Genomic DNA, 14,887 nt, shown 5'->3' with positions numbered 1-14,887 from the left:
GAACGCGGCAGTGGCAGTTCAGCAGTCAGTGGGCCGGGACCCGTACTTCCCGGACAACGGTGATCCCCGCTACCGGGTGCACCGCTACGAACTCACGCTGGACTACCGTCCCGGCCCCAACCGGCTGGCGGGGACGGCCCGGATCAACGCCATCGCGGGGCGCTCGACGCTCACCGAATTCCAGTTGAACCTGGCCGACTTCAAGATCGGCCGGGTGCGGGTGGACGGCCGGCAGCCGCACTACACGCACCGCGGGGGCCGGCTGCGGATCCGTCCGGCGAAGCCGTTGCGGGCCGGGGCCGCCTTCACCGTCGAGGTGCACTGGTCGGGCAACCCCAGGCCGGTGCCGAGCCCCTGGGGCGGGATCGGCTGGGAGGAGCTGGACGACGGGGCGCTGGTGGCGAGCCAGCCGATCGGAGCGCCGTCCTGGTACCCGTGCAACGACCGGCCCGCCGACAAGGCGTCGTATCTCATCTCGGTGACCACGCCGTCGGCGTACTCGGTGGTCGCGGGCGGGCGTCTGCTGACCCGTACGACGAAGGCCTCGACGACCACCTGGGTGTACGAGCAGTCCGCGCCCACGTCGAGCTATCTGGTCGGGCTGGCGATCGGCAAGTACGAGACGGTGCTGCTGGGCGACCCGGGTCCGGGCGGGGTTCCGCAGCACGGGCACATCCCGGCGCAGCTGCTCCCGGAGTTCTCGCGGGACTTCGCGCGGCAGCCCGCGATGATGGAGCTGTTCCAGGAGCTGTTCGGGCCGTACCCGTTCGACGAGTACGCGGTCGCGGTGACCGAGGAGGAGCTCGATGTGCCCGTCGAGGCACAGGGGTTGTCGTTGTTCGGCGCCAACCACGTGGACGGGGCGCGGGGTTCGGAGCGGCTGGTCGCGCACGAGCTGGCGCACCAGTGGTTCGGCAACTGTCTGTCCATCGCGGACTGGCGGCACATCTGGCTGAACGAGGGCTTCGCCAAGTACGCGGAATGGCTGTGGTCGGAGCGCTCGGGCGGCCGCAGCACGCAGCAACTCGCGGCGACGGCACACCGGTTGCTGTCCACGCTGCCGCAGGACCTCCGGCTGGCCGACCCGGGCCGCAAGTCGATGTTCGACGACCGGCTCTACGAGCGCGGCGGCCTGGCGATCCACGCGGTGCGCTGCGCGCTCGGCGACGACGCGTTCTTCCTGATGCTGCGCAGCTGGGTACGGCTGCACCGCAACGGGGTGGTGTCCACCCCGATGTTCACCACACACGTGGCCCGCTTCGCGGACGAACCACTGGACGGCCTGTTCGAGGCCTGGCTGCACCGGGGGACGCTACCCCCACTGCCGACGCCGGCCGCACCACGGGGGACGGCGGACTCGGCCTGAGCACCGCTGCCGTGCCGGTGGTCCCCGACACGGCACAATGGGGGCCGTGTCCCGACGTGCCGCTAGTCCCGTGAAGTCCGTGTCCGTCTGCCCCTGTGGGCTGTCCGAGCCGTACGAGACGTGCTGCGGGCGGTATCACCGCGGTGGGGTGGCCGCGCCTACCGCCGAGGCGCTGATGCGGTCGCGGTACAGCGCCTTTGTGAAGGGGGACCGTGGGTATCTGCTGCGGACGTGGCATCCGCGTACGCGGCCGGCGCGGTTGGATCTCGATCCGGGGATGACGTGGACCGGGCTCGAGCTGCTGGGTGCGACGGAGGGGTCGGCCTTCCACAGCACCGGGACCGTGACCTTCCGGGCGTCCTACCGGGGCGGCTCGCTGCACGAGCGGAGCCGGTTCGAGCGGGTCGACGGGGCGTGGGTGTATGTCGACGGGGAGTTCCTCGACGAGTAGGCCTACGGCGCGAGGATGTCCAGTTCCTGGAGGGCGCCCGTGGTGATCTCCCGGGTCAGTTGTTCGGCGCGGGCCGCGTCGCCCGCGCGCACCGCCTCCGCGACCTGGACGTGCAGGGTGACGGCGGCCGGGTCGGGGTCCTCGAACATGATCTCGTGGTGGGTACGGCCCGTGAGGACCTCGGCGACGACGTCCCCGAGGCGGGCGAACATCTCGTTGCCGGAGGCGGCGAGGATGACCCGGTGGAAGGCGATGTCGTGGACGAGGTAGCCCTCCAGCCTGTGGCCGCGTGAGTTGGCCACCATGCCGAGCGCGCACTCGGTGAGCTCGGCGCACTGCTCCGCCGTCGCGTTCTTCGCCGCGAGGCCCGCCGCGACCGGTTCCACCGCCGAGCGCAGCACCGTCAGCGAACGCAGCTGGTGCGGGCGGTCGGCGCCCGCCAGACGCCAGCGGATGACCTGCGGGTCGTAGACGTTCCACTCGGCCTTGGGGCGGACCGTCACGCCCACCCGGCGGCGGGACTCGACCAGGTGCATGGACTCCAGGACCCGCACCGCCTCGCGCATCACCGACCGTGACACCTCGAAGTGCTGCGCCATCTCGTCCGTACGCAGAACGCTGCCCGGCGGGTACTCGCCGGCAGTGATGGCGGGGCCGAGGGAGTCCAGTACATGGCCGTGCAGACCCCGGCCCGGTGTGCTCATGCACTCAGCGTACAGAGTGGATCACTGAGATAAAAAGTCAGACTTATACATCACACACTCTTGAATTCGTCGTACCTAATGCGTTTCAGTGAGGCCGACGCCGGATGTCGTACGCCGGCGTCGCTTGTCGAGGAAGACAGCGAGGCAGTGATGCGTACCCCGCACGTCGTCGTGGTGATGGGCGTCGCCGGCACGGGCAAGACCACGATCGGTCCCCTGCTGGCCGCCCGGCTCGGCGTCCCGTACGCCGAGGGCGACGACTTCCACCCGCAGGCCAACATCGACAAGATGTCGGCCGGGATCCCGCTCGGCGACGAGGACAGGTGGCCTTGGCTGGACGCCATCGGCGCCTGGGCGGACGGGCGGCGCGGGCTCGGCGGGGTGGTCAGCAGCTCGGCGCTGAAGCGGTCGTACCGCGACCGGCTCAGGGCGACGGCACCCGGCATCGTGTTCGTGCATCTCACGGGCGACCGGAAGCTCATCGAGGACCGGATGTCCCACCGGCAGGGGCACTTCATGCCGGCCGCGCTGCTGGACTCCCAGTTCGCCACGCTCCAGCCGCTCCAGCCGGACGAGGCGGGCGTCGCCGTGGATGTCTCCGGGTCCCCGGAGGAGATCACCGAGCGGGCCGCCGAGGCGCTGGACGCACTTCCCGACGCACCGCGGTAACACCCCCGCGGCAGCACCTCCGCCGCATCGCGGCAGCACCCCCACCGCAGCAACACCCCTCCCCCGTCCCCCGTATCTGCAAGGGAACCCCGTGACCAGACTCAGCGTCGAGATGCTGGCAGCGGACACCGTCGAGCCGATCACCTCGGCCGGCCACGCCCAGCTGGGCATCGCCGTGCTGGCCGGTATCGCCGTCATCGTCCTGCTCATCACCAAGTTCAAACTCCATGCCTTCCTGGCGCTGACCATCGGGTCGCTGGCGCTGGGCGCGTTCGCCGGGGCGCCGCTCGACAAGGCGATCGTCAGTTTCACCACCGGGCTCGGCACCACGGTCGCCGGTGTCGGTGTGCTCATCGCGCTGGGCGCGATCCTCGGCAAGCTGCTCGCCGACTCGGGCGGCGCGGACCAGATCGTCGACACGATCCTCGCCAGGGCGGGTGGCCGGGCGATGCCGTGGGCGATGGTGCTGATCGCCTCCGTGATCGGTCTGCCGCTGTTCTTCGAGGTCGGCATCGTGCTGCTGATCCCGGTGGTCCTGATGGTCGCCAAGCGCGGCAACTACTCCCTGATGCGCATCGGCATCCCGGCGCTCGCGGGCCTGTCCGTGATGCACGGCCTGGTGCCGCCGCACCCCGGGCCGCTGGTCGCGATCGACGCGGTCAAGGCCAACCTGGGCGTCACGCTCGCGCTCGGCGTCCTGGTCGCGATACCCACGGTGATCATCGCCGGTCCGCTGTTCTCCAAGGTCGCTGCCCGGTGGGTGGACGTGCCCGCTCCGGAGCGCATGATCCCGCAGCGCCCCTCCGAGGAGCTGGAGAAGCGCCCCGGCTTCGGCGTCACGCTCGCCACGATCCTGTTGCCGGTCGTCCTGATGCTGGCCAAGGCGCTCGTGGACATCGTGGTCGACGATCCGACGCACCTGGTGCAGCGCGTCTTCGACGTCATCGGCTCGCCGCTGATCGCCCTGCTCACGGCCGTGATCGTCGGCATGTTCACCCTGGGCCGGCCGGCCGGGTTCAGCAAGGAGCGGATCTCACGGACGGTCGAGAAGGGCCTCGCTCCCATCGCGGGCATCCTGCTCATCGTCGGCGCGGGCGGCGGCTTCAAGCAGACGCTGATCGACAGCGGTGTCGGTCAGATGATCCTGGACATCTCCAAGGACTGGTCGATACCGGCCCTGCTGCTGGCCTGGCTGATCGCGGTGGCGATCCGGCTGGCGACGGGTTCGGCCACGGTGGCGACCGTCTCGGCGGCGGGGCTCGTGGCCCCGCTGGCCGCCGACATGTCGACGACCCACGCGGCCCTGATGGTCCTGGCCATCGGCGCCGGATCGCTCTTCCTCAGCCATGTCAACGACGCCGGTTTCTGGCTGGTGAAGGAGTACTTCGGCCTCAGCGTCGGCCAGAACCTGAAGACCTGGTCGGTCATGGAGTGCATCATCTCGGTGGTCGCGGGCGGTCTGGTCCTGCTCCTGTCACTCGTGATCTAGGAGCGGCACCCGATCCGCCGGCCTACAGGCGGCGGCCCACCAGGGAGTCCAGGATGTCGCGGGCGGCGGTCAGGTCGTCGATCGCCGCCGTGATCCTGGCCCGCTCCCTGGCGATGCCGTCCACGATCTCGGGGCATCTGCCGACCAGGACGACATCGGGGTCCTCGACGCAGGGCACGATCTCCGCGATGGCGGCGGTGCCGAGGCCCGCGGAGAGCAGGACCTGGACCCGCCGTACCGTCGTGACGTCCCGCTCCTCGTACTCGCGGTATCCGCTGGGCCGCCGCTGCGGTGCCAGCAGACCCTGCTCCTCGTAGTAGCGCAGGGCACGCGGGCTCACGCCGGTGCGCCGGGAGAGCTCACCGATTCTCATGGGGCCGAGTCCAGCAGGGACTTGACTCTCACGTCAACGTGAATGTCTAGCGTCGCGGCATGACCAACACGACCGACTCGACGCCTGTCTCCGTCCTCGGCCTCGGCCCCATGGGCCGGGCTCTCGCCTCCGCCTTCCTGACGACCGGTCACCCGCTGACCGTGTGGAACCGCACGCCCGGCCGGACCGGCGACCTCCCCGAACGGGGAGCCGTCGTCGCCGGCGGGGTCGCGGAGGCCGTGCGGGGCGGGCGGGTGATCGTCGTCTGTCTCCTGGACTACGCCGCCGTACAGGCCGTCCTCGACCCGCCGCCGGCCGACTGGACCGGACGCGTCCTGGTCAACCTCTCCAGCGGGCGGCCCGCCCAGGCGCGCGCCCTGGCGCGGTGGGCCGCCGGGCACGGCATCCGCTACCTGGACGGCGCGATCCTCACCCCGACCCCGGCCATGGGCACCCCGTCGGCCGCGGTGCTGTACAGCGGGGCGCCCGACGTGCACGAGGCGGTGCGGGACACCATGGCCGCGCTCGGGGGCACTCAGGTCCACGTCGGCGAGGATCCCGGGCGGGCGGCGGCCCACGAGGTCGCGCTGCTCGACCTGTTCGCCACCGCGGTGCACGGTGTCGCGCACGCCTTCGCCCTCGGCTCGGCGGAGGGGGTCGCGCCGCGGGATCTGGCCCCCTTCGCGGCGGGCATCGGCGGGCTGCTGCCCGAGCTGGTCACCCGGTTCGCCGGGCAGCTGGAGGCGGGCGACTTCCCCGGGGAGCGTTCCACGATCGGGGCGGCCGCGACGACGCTCGGACATCTCGTCGAAGCTGCCGCCGACCGCGGCCTCGACACCGGCGCGCTGAGCGCAGCCAAGCGCGCCGCCGACCGGGCCGTCGCCGCCGGTCACGAGGCAGAAGGGCTGGCGCGCCTGGCCACATTCCTGAAGAGCGACGAACCGGTCTGACGGTGGCCGGTCACCGCGTCCGGAGCCGCCGCTCGGCGACCGTGTTCAGGGCCGCCACAGCGGATGCTCCCGCTTCGCCCACTCCCGGCTCACCCTGCCGGTGCGCAGGCCTCGGCGGGCCTCCGGGTCGGCCAGGGCCATGCCGATGTGGCCCGCGAGGACGACGCCGATGGTGAGGGCCAGCCAGTCGTGGACGAAGGTCGCCGAGGTGCGCCACATCAGCGGGGTGAGATGGGTGAACCACATCATCAGGCCCGTGGCGAGCATCACCACCGTGGCGCCGGCGATCCACGCGGCGTACACCTTCTGCCCGGCGTTGAACTTGCCGGCCGGGCGGGAGGAGCGCCGCTTGTCGCGGACCAGGGCCGCCCGCAGCCAGAGCCGGTCGTGCGGGCCGAACCGGTTGAGGAAGCCCAGGTCGCAGCGGAAGGCACGGGAGGCGAGGCCGAGCAGGACCGGCACGGGCAGGGCCAGGCCCGCGCACTCGTGGACGCGGACGACCAGTTCACGGCGGCCGACCAGGACGGCGAGCTGCGGAATGTAGAGGAAGGCCGCGGTCAGCACGACGATGCCCATCAGGGCCGCCGTGGTGCGGTGGATCCAGCGCTCTGCCGGAGTGAAGCGGCGGACGCGGGAGTCCGGCGGGGCCGGCGTCTCAGCTCGTAGGCTCATCGGTCCGTCCGTTCGAGCGGCCCACCCAGGCGTCGACGTCGTAGCCGAGCTTCTCCCAGTAGCCCGGCTGGACGTGGTCCGTCACGGTGATGCCGGAGAGCCATTTGGCGGACTTGTAGAAGTACATGGGGGCGACGTAGAGGCGGACGGGTCCGCCGTGGTCGTGGCCGATGTCCTTGTCCTGCATGCGCAGGGCGACCAGCACATCGGCGCGGCGGGCCTGTTCGAGGGTGAGGCTCTCGCTGTAGACGCCGTCGAAGCAGGTGAAGCGGATCGCCTTGCCGCTGCCGCGCACGCCCGCCGCGTCCAGCAGGTCCGAGAGCCGTACACCCTCGAAGGGGGTGCCCGGGACCCGCCAGCCGGTGACGCACTGGACGTCCTTGACCATCCGGGTCTGGGGCAGGGCGCGCAGGTCGGCCAGGGTGTAGCTGCGCGGGTGGTCCACGAGTCCGTCGATCGTGAGGCGGTAGTTCACGGGGCCCTTGTGCGGCACGGACGCGGCAACCGAGTAGTAGCGGAACCCGCCGCCGTTCGGCAGCAGGCCCGTCAGGCCCGTGGGGTCCTTGCCGGACACGGTGCCGAGGAAGGCCTCCATGCCGCGCTGCAGGGTGGGGGCGGTGACCACGCCGAGGGCGCCCAGACCGATGGTGCCGAGCAGCACGCGGCGGCCTATCGGCCGGCCCTCCTCAGGTTGTTCGGAGTTCACGTATTCATTCGAGCACTCCGGACCCCGACGGGACCAGGGAACGCGGGCACAGGTCAGACTTCCGTAATCACTTCTTGCACGCGTCTCGTACGCACACACGTCTCAGAAATGCAGGAACACGTCCCGGAAGCCGCCCTGCCGCAAGACGGTGTCCTGGGCCGTGCCGAGCGCGCGGGCCCTCGCCGCGCGGAAGGCGGCGCACGGGTCCCGGTCCGGATACGACCAGGGCGCGGGAGTGACGTGCCGGCCGATGCCCCGGAACAGCGCGGCGGCCTCGGCGCCCCGGCCCGCGCAGGTCATGGCGTGGGCGAGGAAGTTCAGGTCGACATGGCGGCGCGGGTGGTCGTCGTGCTCCCACTCCAGCCACCACTGGAAGGCGGCCCGCAGCACACGCCGGGCCCGTCGCCCCGTCCAGTGCGCGGAGGCGGCCGGGTCGGCGGGCGCGCGTCCGGTCGCGGCCAGCGCCCGGTAGCGCTCGGTGTGCGCGACGACCGGCAGGACGGCGAGCGGGGAGTCGGCGGGTGCCCGCTCGGCCGCGCGGTCGGCGAAGTCGTACACCTCGTGCCGTGCGTCCGGGCCGTCCTCGGTCTGCCGCTCGGCGAGGCGGGCGGCCATCAGATGATGGGCGTGGTGGTGGTCGGGGTGGCGCCGGCACACCTCGGCGAAGATCCGGTCCGCCTCCTTCCCGGCGCGCTCCAGCCGCAGGAGGCCGAGCCAGGGGGTCGGGTCGGCGGGCGCGAGCGCGGCCGCGGCACGGCAGGCCTCGCGGGCCGCGGCGGGGTCCTCCTTGCGGCACCGGGCGCGCCGCACGAGGCTCAGGGCGAGCAGTGCGGAGGCGTCGGCGGAGCCGGGCTCGGCGAGCAGCCAGTCGCGGGCCCAGGCGGCGGCGTAGGGCTCCCGGGCGAGGACGGTGATCCGGTGTCCGCGGCGGTCCCAGTCGTCGCCGGTGTGCAGCAGCAACGAGCGGACCGCCTGCCGACGGCCCTGGACCAGAGCGGTGCGCGCGACGACCAGTTCGGAGTCGCCGAGGGCGCCGTCGAACGCCTGGGCCGTGCGTTCACGGCCCAGGCCGAGCAGAGGCGGGTGTGGGGGTGGGGGCAACGCTGGACTTCCTGGTTCTCGGACTGCCATCGACCGATCACGCACAGCAAACCCTCAGCCAACACTTTGCGTCAAGCCGAACCTGGCAATTACTGCCTTCAACTACCTTTGCGGAAGCGGAACTTGAGGCGGTCGCGTGCGCCCGTGAGCGCTGCGCGTCGGCTCACCCGTGTGGCGTACGCCATGGCGTCGCCCCTCCGGGCGTCGGAGCATGGCCGTACGGTCCCGCCGTCGCCCGCGATCCCGCCTTGATCGACTGGGCATCGTGACCGATTCAACCGCCCGGTTCCGGGCACTCCCACGGGCAACGGCGCCCCGGGAGCGCTACAGTCGGCCACTGACGCACACCGTGGCCCGGCCGGATGATCGAGGTACGCAGCGTGTCGGTTCTGGTTCTGATTCTCGCCGTGAGCGCGGCCTGTTGCCTGGGCTTCGGGTTCGTGCTCCAGCAGAACGCCGCCCAGCAGGCACCGCTCAGCGACTTCCTCTCGCCCCGTCTGCTGCTCGACCTGATGAAGGTGCCGCGCTGGCTGGGCGGCATCGGGCTGATGGTGGCCGGCATGATCCTGGGCGCGATCGCACTCGGCAAGGGTGAGATCTCCCTGGTGGAGCCGTTGCTGGCGACCAACCTCCTGTTCGCCTTCGCCCTCTCCCGGCACCAGACCAAGCACAAGCTGAGCCACCAGGGCGCGACGGGCCTCGCACTGCTCGCGGGCGGCGTGACGATGTTCATCGTCGCGGGGCAGCCGCGCAGCGGCACCGCCGTCGACAGCCCGCTGCGCCACTGGCTGATCATCGGCGTCATGCTGGGCTCGGCACTGATCCTGACCACCTACGCCAAGCGCTCCCGGCTGACCTGGGCTCCGGTGCTGCTGGCCCTCGCGGCCGGCCTGCTGTACGGCGTGCAGGACGCGCTGACCCGGGTGAGCGGGCAGCGCTTCGGCGCGGGCGGCCTCACCGACGTACTCACCGGCTGGCAGCCGTACGGCGTGCTCGTGCTCGGTGTCACCGGGCTGATCCTGGTGCAGAGCGCGTTCGAGACCGCGCCGCTGCGCATGTCGCTGCCCGCCCTGACCGCCGCCCAGCCGCTCGCCGGGATCCTGTGCGGAGTGGGCTTCCTCGGCGACCAGCTGCGCACCGACACCGGGGCGCTGGCCTGGGAGGCGGCGGGCCTCGCGGCCGTGGTCGTGGGCATCGTCCTGCTCGGCCTGCACCCGGCGATGCCGCGCGGCATGTCGAAGGAGAGCACGGCCCGGGACCTGCAGCCGCACTGACCCCCCACCGCCCGGCCCGGCCGGGTCGCGGCCCCTGATTGGATGGGCCCATGAGCGCTGCTGACGAGATCCTCGACATCGTCGACGAGAACGACCAGGTCATCGGGCAGTACCCGCGCGGCGAGGCGTACGCCCGCAAGTTGCGCCACCGCTGCGCCTTCATCCAGGTCCGCGACCGTGAGGGCCGGATCTTCGTGCACCGCCGCACACCGACCAAGCTGGTCTTCCCCTCCCTGTACGACATGTTCGTCGGCGGAGTCGTCGGCGCGGGCGAGTCCTACGACGACGCGGCCCTGCGCGAGGCCGAGGAGGAACTGGGGGTGTCCGGCCTCCCGCGCCCGACGTTCCTCTTCAAGTTCCTGTACGCCGACGAGGCGGGCCGGACCTGGTGGTCCGCGGTGTACGAGGTGCGCTGCGACCTTCCGGTACGACCGCAGGTGGAGGAGGTCGCCTGGCACGACTTCCTCACCGAGGAAGAGGTGGAACGGCGCCTCGGGGAGTGGGAGTGGGTGCCGGACGGGGTGTCGGCCCATGAGCGGCTCAAGGCCTACCGGACGGCCGGGGACACGGCTCGATAGGGTCCTGGCCGTGATCGAATTCGTGCAGAACGTCCGCCTGTGGTTCGCGCCGGACCTGGTTCGGGAAGAGGGCAGCACCCCGGACTACCGGTTCTCCCTGGCCAACGAGCGGACCTTCCTGGCCTGGCTGCGGACCGCGCTCGCACTGATCGGCGGCGGGTTCGCCGTGGACCAGTTCCTGCCGGACCTGCGCTGGGGCTGGCGCGTCGGGCTGGCGCTCGCGCTGCTGGCGGCCGGGGTGCTGTGCTCGCTGCGCGCGGTCAACCACTGGGTGCGCTGCGAGCGGGCCATGCGCAGGGGCGAGGACCTGCCGGTGTCACGCTTCCCGGCGCTGCTGAGCCTGGTCATCGCGGTGGTGGCGGTGGCGATGGTCGTCGTCGTACTCGTCGGGTGGGAGGGGTGAGTGCCGAGCGGGACCCGGGGCTGCAGCCGGAGCGGACGAGGCTCGCCTGGCGCCGTACGACGCTGTCGTACGCCGTCGCCGCCGTGCTCGCGCTGAGGAACGCCCTGCACGGCGGGGTGACGGCCACCGCCCTCGTCGTGAGCGCCCTGTGCGGCGCCCTCTGGCTGGGCTTCGTAGGGGCCGCCCATCGCCGTATCCGCGCCCTCGCGGCCTCCGGCCGCCCCGCGGCCCTGACGCCTCGGGAGGCCACGGTGGCGGTGCTGTGCATCGTGGCGACGGCGGTGTGCGCGGCGGTGCTCGTCTTCTAGGCGGCTCCCCTTACGCCTCCGTCCCCGCCTCTACGCCTCCGTCCCCGTCTCCGTCTCCGTCTCCGTCTCCCAGTCCACCGTCACCACGATCTTGCCGCGGGTCCGGCCCTCCTGGTTCATGCGGTGGGCGTCCGCCGCCCGCTCCAACGGCAGGGTCTCGGACACATGCACGCTCACCGCCCCCTGTTCGACCAGCTCGGACAGCTTGCGCAGGTCCGCCGCGTCGGGGCGCACGAAGTGGTAGCGGCCGCCGTAGCTCAGCACCTCGGGGTCGGCGATCGACACCAGGCGGCCCTCGGGCGCGAGCAGGTTGGCCGAGATGCGCAGCGTGTCGCCGCCGATGGTGTCGAGCGCCGCGTCCACCCCCTCGGGCGCCAGCCCGCGCACCCGCTCGGCCAGGCCACCGCCGTGGGCGACCGGTTCGCCGCCCAGGCCCCGCACGAAGTCGTGGTTGTGCTCGCTCGCCGTACCGATGACCCGGGCGCCGAGGCGGGCCGCGATCTGGACGGCGATCGAGCCGACCCCGCCCGCGGCCGCGTGCACCAGGACGGTCTCGCCCCGCTTGACCTCCAGGACCTTGATGAGCGACTGGTAGGCGGTGAGCCCGGCCAGCGGCAGTCCGGCCGCCTCCTCGAAGGAGACGTTGCGCGGCTTGCGGGCGAGGGTGCGCACCGGCGCGGCGACGTACTCGGCGAAGGTCCCGCGGGAGAGGAAGTCCTCCCGGACGTAGCCGACGACCTCGTCGCCGACGGCGAACTCCGTGACGGCGACGCCCGGCTGCACGACGACCCCGGAGACGTCCCAGCCGGGGATCACCGGGAAGACGGTGTCCAGGACGCCGTCCAGGTGGCCCTCGCGGCACTTCCAGTCGACGGGGTTGACGGCCGCCGCGCGCACCTTCACCAGCACCGAGTCGGGACCGACCTTCGGGTCGCGCACGTCGCCGTACTCCAGTACCTCGGGTCCGCCGTACCGGCTGTAACTGATGCCCTTCATGGCACCGACCCTCCGGGGTAGTCGGACGCCACGCAACCGGGATGCCCCGATATGTGCCGTTCGCGTGGCAGCCTGTCCGACGTCATCACCTCATACCACCGACGTCATCACCCCGTACCACCGAAGGTGAGCACCCATGACCACCCTCCACCAGGAACACACCGCCCACGGCACCCACGTCCACGGCCCGGGCTGCGGGCACACCGCAGTTCCGCACGGCGACCACCTCGACTACGCGCACGACGGGCATCTGCACCGCGAGCACGACGAGCACTGGGACGAGTGCGAGCCCACCGGGCACGTCACGCACGAGGACCACGACCACCAGCACGGCGCGGGCTGCGGACACGGGCGCGTGCGCCACGGCGACCATGTCGACTATCTGCACGACGGCCACCGGCACGCCGAGCACGAGGGCCACTGGGACGACCACTGACAGGCCGGAACCCGACGGTCGAACGGCTCCCACGCGTCCTGCGCCGGGAGCCGTCCGCCTATCGTGGCACCGATCACTTTTGGCTCCCCCACTGGACGGCATACCGACCGGTCGGCATCATGAGTCGGGTCCTGTAAATCCGTTCGTAGGAGCGATGTATGAGCCCCGACCACCCGCCCGGACTCGACCTGGACCGGCTGCGCGGCCTGCTCGACCGTGAACGGCCCGGTCTGGTGGACGGCCCCCTGACAGGCCGGCTGATCGAGGGCGGACGGTCGAACCTCACCTACGCGCTCTCCGACGGCACGTCGAAGTGGGTCGTACGGCGTCCCCCGCTCGGCCACGTCCTGGCCACCGCGCACGACATGAAGCGCGAGCACCGGGTGATCAGCGCGCTGCACCCGACGAACGTGCCGGTGCCTCGTCCGGTGCTGCTGTGCGAGGACGACGAGGTGCTCGGGGCGCCCTTCTACGTCATGGAGTTCGTCGAGGGCACGCCGTACCGCACCGCCGACCAGCTCGCGCCACTGGGTCCCGAGCGCACCCGCAACGCGGTGCTCTCCCTGGTCGACACCCTGGTCGAGCTGCACGCGGTGGACCCCGCCGAGGTGGGCCTGGCGGACTTCGGCCGACCCGAGGGCTTCCTGGACCGCCAGTTGCGCCGCTGGGGCAAGCAGCTGGACGCCTCCCGCAACCGCGAGCTGGCCGGCATCGACGAGCTGCACGCGGCGCTCGGGCGGCAGCTGCCGCACTCCCCCGCGCCCGCCGTGGTGCACGGCGACTACCGGCTCGACAACGTCCTGATCGGGTCCGACGACAGGATCAAGGCGATCCTCGACTGGGAGATGTCGACCCTCGGCGACCCGCTCACCGACCTGGGCCTGCTGGTGATGTACAGCATGCCGCTGAGCATGCCCGAATCGCCCGTCTCCACCACTGCCGAGGCCGCCGGGCACCCCGCTCCGGCCGAGCTGATCGAGCGCTACGCCACGCGCTCCGGGCGGGACGTCTCCGCCGTCTCCTGGTACACGGCCTTCGCCTGGTTCAAACTCGCCGTGATCCTGGAGGGCATCCACTACCGCTACACGCTGGGCCAGACGGTCGGGCGCGGCTTCGACCGCATCGGCGGCCTCGTGCCCGTCTTCATCGACCACGGACTGACCACTCTTCAGGAAGGCTGACCGCCATGGACTTCGCGTTCGACGCGCGCACCGAGGAGCTGCGCGGCAAGCTGCTCGCTTTCATGGACGAGTACGTCTACCCGGCTGAGGCGGTGGCGGAGGAGCAGCGCGCGCGGCTGGCGTCGCCCTGGGACACGCCCGCCGTGGTGGAGGAGCTGAAGGCGGAGGCGCGCAGGCAGGGCCTGTGGAACCTCTTCCTCCCGGACGAGCACGGCGCGGGACTCACCAACCTCCAGTACGCCCCGCTGGCCGAGATCACCGGCCGCTCGCCGCACCTGGCGCCCACCGCCACCAACTGCGCCGCGCCCGACACCGGCAACATGGAGGTGCTCGCGCAGTTCGGTGACGAGCGGCAGAAGAAGCAGTGGCTGGAACCGCTGCTGGCGGGTGAGATCCGCTCGGCGTTCGCGATGACCGAGCCGGAGGTGGCCTCCTCGGACGCCACCAACATCACCACGCTCATGGAGCGGGACGGCGACGAGTACGTCATCACCGGGCGCAAGTGGTACATCTCCGGGGCGATGAACCCGGACTGCAAGATCTTCATCGTGATGGGCAAGACCGACCCCGACGGGCCGGACATCCGCCGTCAGCAGTCCATGGTCCTGGTCCCGCGCGACACCCCGGGTGTCACCGTCGAGCGGGCCATGCGGGTCTTCGGCTACGAGGACCACTCGCACGGCGGCCACGCCGAGGTCGTCTTCGATCACGCGCGCGTGCCGGTGTCCAGCCTGATCGGCGAGGAGGGCGGCGGCTTCGCGATCGCCCAGGCGCGCCTCGGTCCGGGCCGTATCCACCACTGCATGCGGCTGATCGGCATGGCCGAGCGGGCGATCGAGCTGATGTGCCGCCGGGCCGTGTCCCGCACCGCCTTCGGCAAGGCGCTGGCCCAGCAGGGCGTGGTCCACAACTGGATCGCGGACGCCCGGGTCGCGGTCGAACAGCTGCGGCTGCTGGTCCTGAAGACGGCCTGGCTGATGGACACGGTCGGCAACAGGGGCGCCCACACGGAGATCCAGGCCATCAAGATCGCCACGCCGCGCACGGTCGTCGACATCATCGACCGCGCGATCCAGCTGCACGGCGCGGGCGGCGTCAGCCAGGACTTCCCACTGGCCGAGCTGTACGCGGCGGCCCGCACCCTGATGATCGCCGACGGCCCGGACGAGGTCCACCAGCGCTCGCTGGCACGCCGCGAGCTGAAGAAGTACCTCTGACGAACAGGTGAGG

18 protein-coding genes are annotated in these 14,887 nt (G+C 71.6%); 12 read left to right on the top strand and 6 right to left on the bottom strand.

Features of this window, described 5'->3' with window-relative positions:
• Positions 1-10 precede the first annotated feature (10 nt).
• Together AB0I54_RS16340 and AB0I54_RS16335 are read left to right on the top strand one after the other, a co-directional pair.
• Positions 11-1,366: a M1 family metallopeptidase gene (locus AB0I54_RS16340; protein WP_363296657.1), complete on the top strand. Its 1,356-nt coding sequence runs from the start codon at positions 11-13 to the stop codon at positions 1,364-1,366.
• A gap of 37 nt (positions 1,367-1,403) precedes the next feature.
• Positions 1,404-1,817, top strand: a complete 414-nt coding sequence (locus AB0I54_RS16335; protein ID WP_363296656.1) for a YchJ family metal-binding protein — start codon at positions 1,404-1,406, stop codon at positions 1,815-1,817.
• 2 nt (positions 1,818-1,819) lie between these two features.
• Here the strand turns inward: AB0I54_RS16335 and AB0I54_RS16330 are convergent, their stop codons facing one another.
• The gene (locus AB0I54_RS16330) at positions 1,820-2,521 is read right to left on the bottom strand and encodes a FadR/GntR family transcriptional regulator (RefSeq protein WP_363296655.1); all 702 of its coding nucleotides are present in this window, start codon (positions 2,519-2,521) and stop codon (positions 1,820-1,822) included.
• 150 nt (positions 2,522-2,671) lie between these two features.
• Here AB0I54_RS16330 and AB0I54_RS16325 point away from each other — a divergent pair, with 150 nt between their 5' ends.
• Together AB0I54_RS16325 and AB0I54_RS16320 are read left to right on the top strand one after the other, a co-directional pair.
• Entirely contained in the window at positions 2,672-3,190 is a 519-nt protein-coding gene (locus tag AB0I54_RS16325) for a gluconokinase (RefSeq protein WP_363296654.1), read from the top strand.
• A gap of 91 nt (positions 3,191-3,281) precedes the next feature.
• Entirely contained in the window at positions 3,282-4,679 is a 1,398-nt protein-coding gene (locus AB0I54_RS16320) for a gluconate:H+ symporter (RefSeq protein WP_363296653.1), read from the top strand.
• A gap of 22 nt (positions 4,680-4,701) precedes the next feature.
• On the opposite strand, the gene AB0I54_RS16315 is transcribed toward AB0I54_RS16320, so the two are convergent.
• Positions 4,702-5,052, bottom strand: a complete 351-nt coding sequence (locus AB0I54_RS16315; protein ID WP_363296652.1) for a MerR family transcriptional regulator — start codon at positions 5,050-5,052, stop codon at positions 4,702-4,704.
• Between the two features lie 59 nt (positions 5,053-5,111).
• On the opposite strand from AB0I54_RS16315, the gene AB0I54_RS16310 reads away from it, so the two are divergent.
• Positions 5,112-6,002: an NAD(P)-binding domain-containing protein gene (locus tag AB0I54_RS16310; RefSeq protein WP_363296651.1), complete on the top strand. Its 891-nt coding sequence runs from the start codon at positions 5,112-5,114 to the stop codon at positions 6,000-6,002.
• 45 nt (positions 6,003-6,047) lie between these two features.
• Here AB0I54_RS16310 and AB0I54_RS16305 read toward each other — a convergent pair whose 3' ends face one another.
• The 3 genes from AB0I54_RS16305 to AB0I54_RS16295 all read right to left on the bottom strand — a co-directional run bounded on the left by AB0I54_RS16305 (position 6,048) and on the right by AB0I54_RS16295 (position 8,481).
• Positions 6,048-6,674: a cytochrome b/b6 domain-containing protein gene (locus AB0I54_RS16305; RefSeq protein ID WP_363296650.1), complete on the bottom strand. Its 627-nt coding sequence runs from the start codon at positions 6,672-6,674 to the stop codon at positions 6,048-6,050.
• Positions 6,658-7,380, bottom strand: a complete 723-nt coding sequence (locus AB0I54_RS16300; protein WP_363296649.1) for a molybdopterin-dependent oxidoreductase — start codon at positions 7,378-7,380, stop codon at positions 6,658-6,660. Before AB0I54_RS16300 ends, AB0I54_RS16305 begins: the two co-directional genes overlap by 17 nt.
• 102 nt (positions 7,381-7,482) lie before the next feature.
• Entirely contained in the window at positions 7,483-8,481 is a 999-nt protein-coding gene (locus tag AB0I54_RS16295; RefSeq protein ID WP_363296648.1) for a hypothetical protein, read from the bottom strand.
• 380 nt (positions 8,482-8,861) lie between these two features.
• Here AB0I54_RS16295 and AB0I54_RS16290 point away from each other — a divergent pair, with 380 nt between their 5' ends.
• Genes AB0I54_RS16290 through AB0I54_RS16275 form a run of 4 tightly spaced genes read left to right on the top strand, consistent with a single transcriptional unit; the run spans position 8,862 to position 11,044 of the window.
• Positions 8,862-9,755 carry a DMT family transporter gene (locus AB0I54_RS16290; RefSeq protein ID WP_363296647.1) on the top strand — a complete coding sequence of 298 codons (894 nt, stop codon included), beginning with the start codon at positions 8,862-8,864 and terminating at the stop codon, positions 9,753-9,755.
• 50 nt (positions 9,756-9,805) lie between these two features.
• Positions 9,806-10,333, top strand: coding sequence for an NUDIX domain-containing protein (locus AB0I54_RS16285; protein ID WP_363296646.1), 528 nt, complete (start codon positions 9,806-9,808; stop codon positions 10,331-10,333).
• A 10-nt stretch (positions 10,334-10,343) separates the two neighbouring features.
• On the top strand, positions 10,344-10,736 hold the full coding sequence (locus tag AB0I54_RS16280; protein WP_363296645.1) for a DUF202 domain-containing protein: 393 nt from the start codon (positions 10,344-10,346) through the stop codon (positions 10,734-10,736).
• Complete coding sequence (locus tag AB0I54_RS16275; RefSeq protein WP_363296644.1) at positions 10,724-11,044, top strand: DUF202 domain-containing protein; 321 nt, start codon at positions 10,724-10,726, stop codon at positions 11,042-11,044. Before AB0I54_RS16280 ends, AB0I54_RS16275 begins: the two co-directional genes overlap by 13 nt.
• 30 nt (positions 11,045-11,074) lie before the next feature.
• Here the strand turns inward: AB0I54_RS16275 and AB0I54_RS16270 are convergent, their stop codons facing one another.
• A complete protein-coding gene (locus tag AB0I54_RS16270; RefSeq protein ID WP_363296643.1) occupies positions 11,075-12,040 on the bottom strand; it encodes an NADP-dependent oxidoreductase in 966 nt (321 codons plus the stop codon).
• Between the two features lie 136 nt (positions 12,041-12,176).
• On the opposite strand from AB0I54_RS16270, the gene AB0I54_RS16265 reads away from it, so the two are divergent.
• The 3 genes from AB0I54_RS16265 (at position 12,177) to AB0I54_RS16255 (ending at position 14,874) form a co-directional block, all read left to right on the top strand.
• Positions 12,177-12,476 (top strand): hypothetical protein, encoded by a 300-nt coding sequence (locus tag AB0I54_RS16265; protein WP_363296642.1) that lies wholly within the window; start codon positions 12,177-12,179, stop codon positions 12,474-12,476.
• 158 nt (positions 12,477-12,634) lie between these two features.
• Complete coding sequence (locus tag AB0I54_RS16260; RefSeq protein ID WP_363296641.1) at positions 12,635-13,657, top strand: phosphotransferase family protein; 1,023 nt, start codon at positions 12,635-12,637, stop codon at positions 13,655-13,657.
• Between the two features lie 5 nt (positions 13,658-13,662).
• Entirely contained in the window at positions 13,663-14,874 is a 1,212-nt protein-coding gene (locus AB0I54_RS16255; protein WP_363296640.1) for an acyl-CoA dehydrogenase family protein, read from the top strand.
• Positions 14,875-14,887: the final 13 nt, after the last annotated feature.

This window comes from Streptomyces sp. NPDC050625 (genome assembly GCF_040654755.1).
GTDB lineage: Bacteria > Actinomycetota > Actinomycetes > Streptomycetales > Streptomycetaceae > Streptomyces.
Note: the sequence above shows the minus strand (reverse complement) of the source record. Positions and strands in the feature narration are given on the sequence as shown.

Excerpts from the sequence above, each read along its gene's own strand:
- AB0I54_RS16260 (WP_363296641.1), top strand. The coding sequence starts at position 12,635 with ATGAGCCCCGACCACCCGCCCGGACTCGACCTGGACCGGCTGCGCGGC.
- AB0I54_RS16310 (WP_363296651.1), top strand. The coding sequence starts at position 5,112 with ATGACCAACACGACCGACTCGACGCCTGTCTCCGTCCTCGGCCTCGGC.
- AB0I54_RS16305 (WP_363296650.1), bottom strand. The coding sequence starts at position 6,674 with ATGAGCCTACGAGCTGAGACGCCGGCCCCGCCGGACTCCCGCGTCCGC.
- AB0I54_RS16325 (WP_363296654.1), top strand. The coding sequence starts at position 2,672 with ATGCGTACCCCGCACGTCGTCGTGGTGATGGGCGTCGCCGGCACGGGC.
- AB0I54_RS16315 (WP_363296652.1), bottom strand. The coding sequence starts at position 5,052 with ATGAGAATCGGTGAGCTCTCCCGGCGCACCGGCGTGAGCCCGCGTGCC.
- AB0I54_RS16335 (WP_363296656.1), top strand. The coding sequence starts at position 1,404 with ATGGGGGCCGTGTCCCGACGTGCCGCTAGTCCCGTGAAGTCCGTGTCC.
- AB0I54_RS16330 (WP_363296655.1), bottom strand. The coding sequence starts at position 2,521 with ATGAGCACACCGGGCCGGGGTCTGCACGGCCATGTACTGGACTCCCTC.
- AB0I54_RS16265 (WP_363296642.1), top strand. The coding sequence starts at position 12,177 with ATGACCACCCTCCACCAGGAACACACCGCCCACGGCACCCACGTCCAC.
- AB0I54_RS16285 (WP_363296646.1), top strand. The coding sequence starts at position 9,806 with ATGAGCGCTGCTGACGAGATCCTCGACATCGTCGACGAGAACGACCAG.
- AB0I54_RS16255 (WP_363296640.1), top strand. The coding sequence starts at position 13,663 with ATGGACTTCGCGTTCGACGCGCGCACCGAGGAGCTGCGCGGCAAGCTG.
- AB0I54_RS16270 (WP_363296643.1), bottom strand. The coding sequence starts at position 12,040 with ATGAAGGGCATCAGTTACAGCCGGTACGGCGGACCCGAGGTACTGGAG.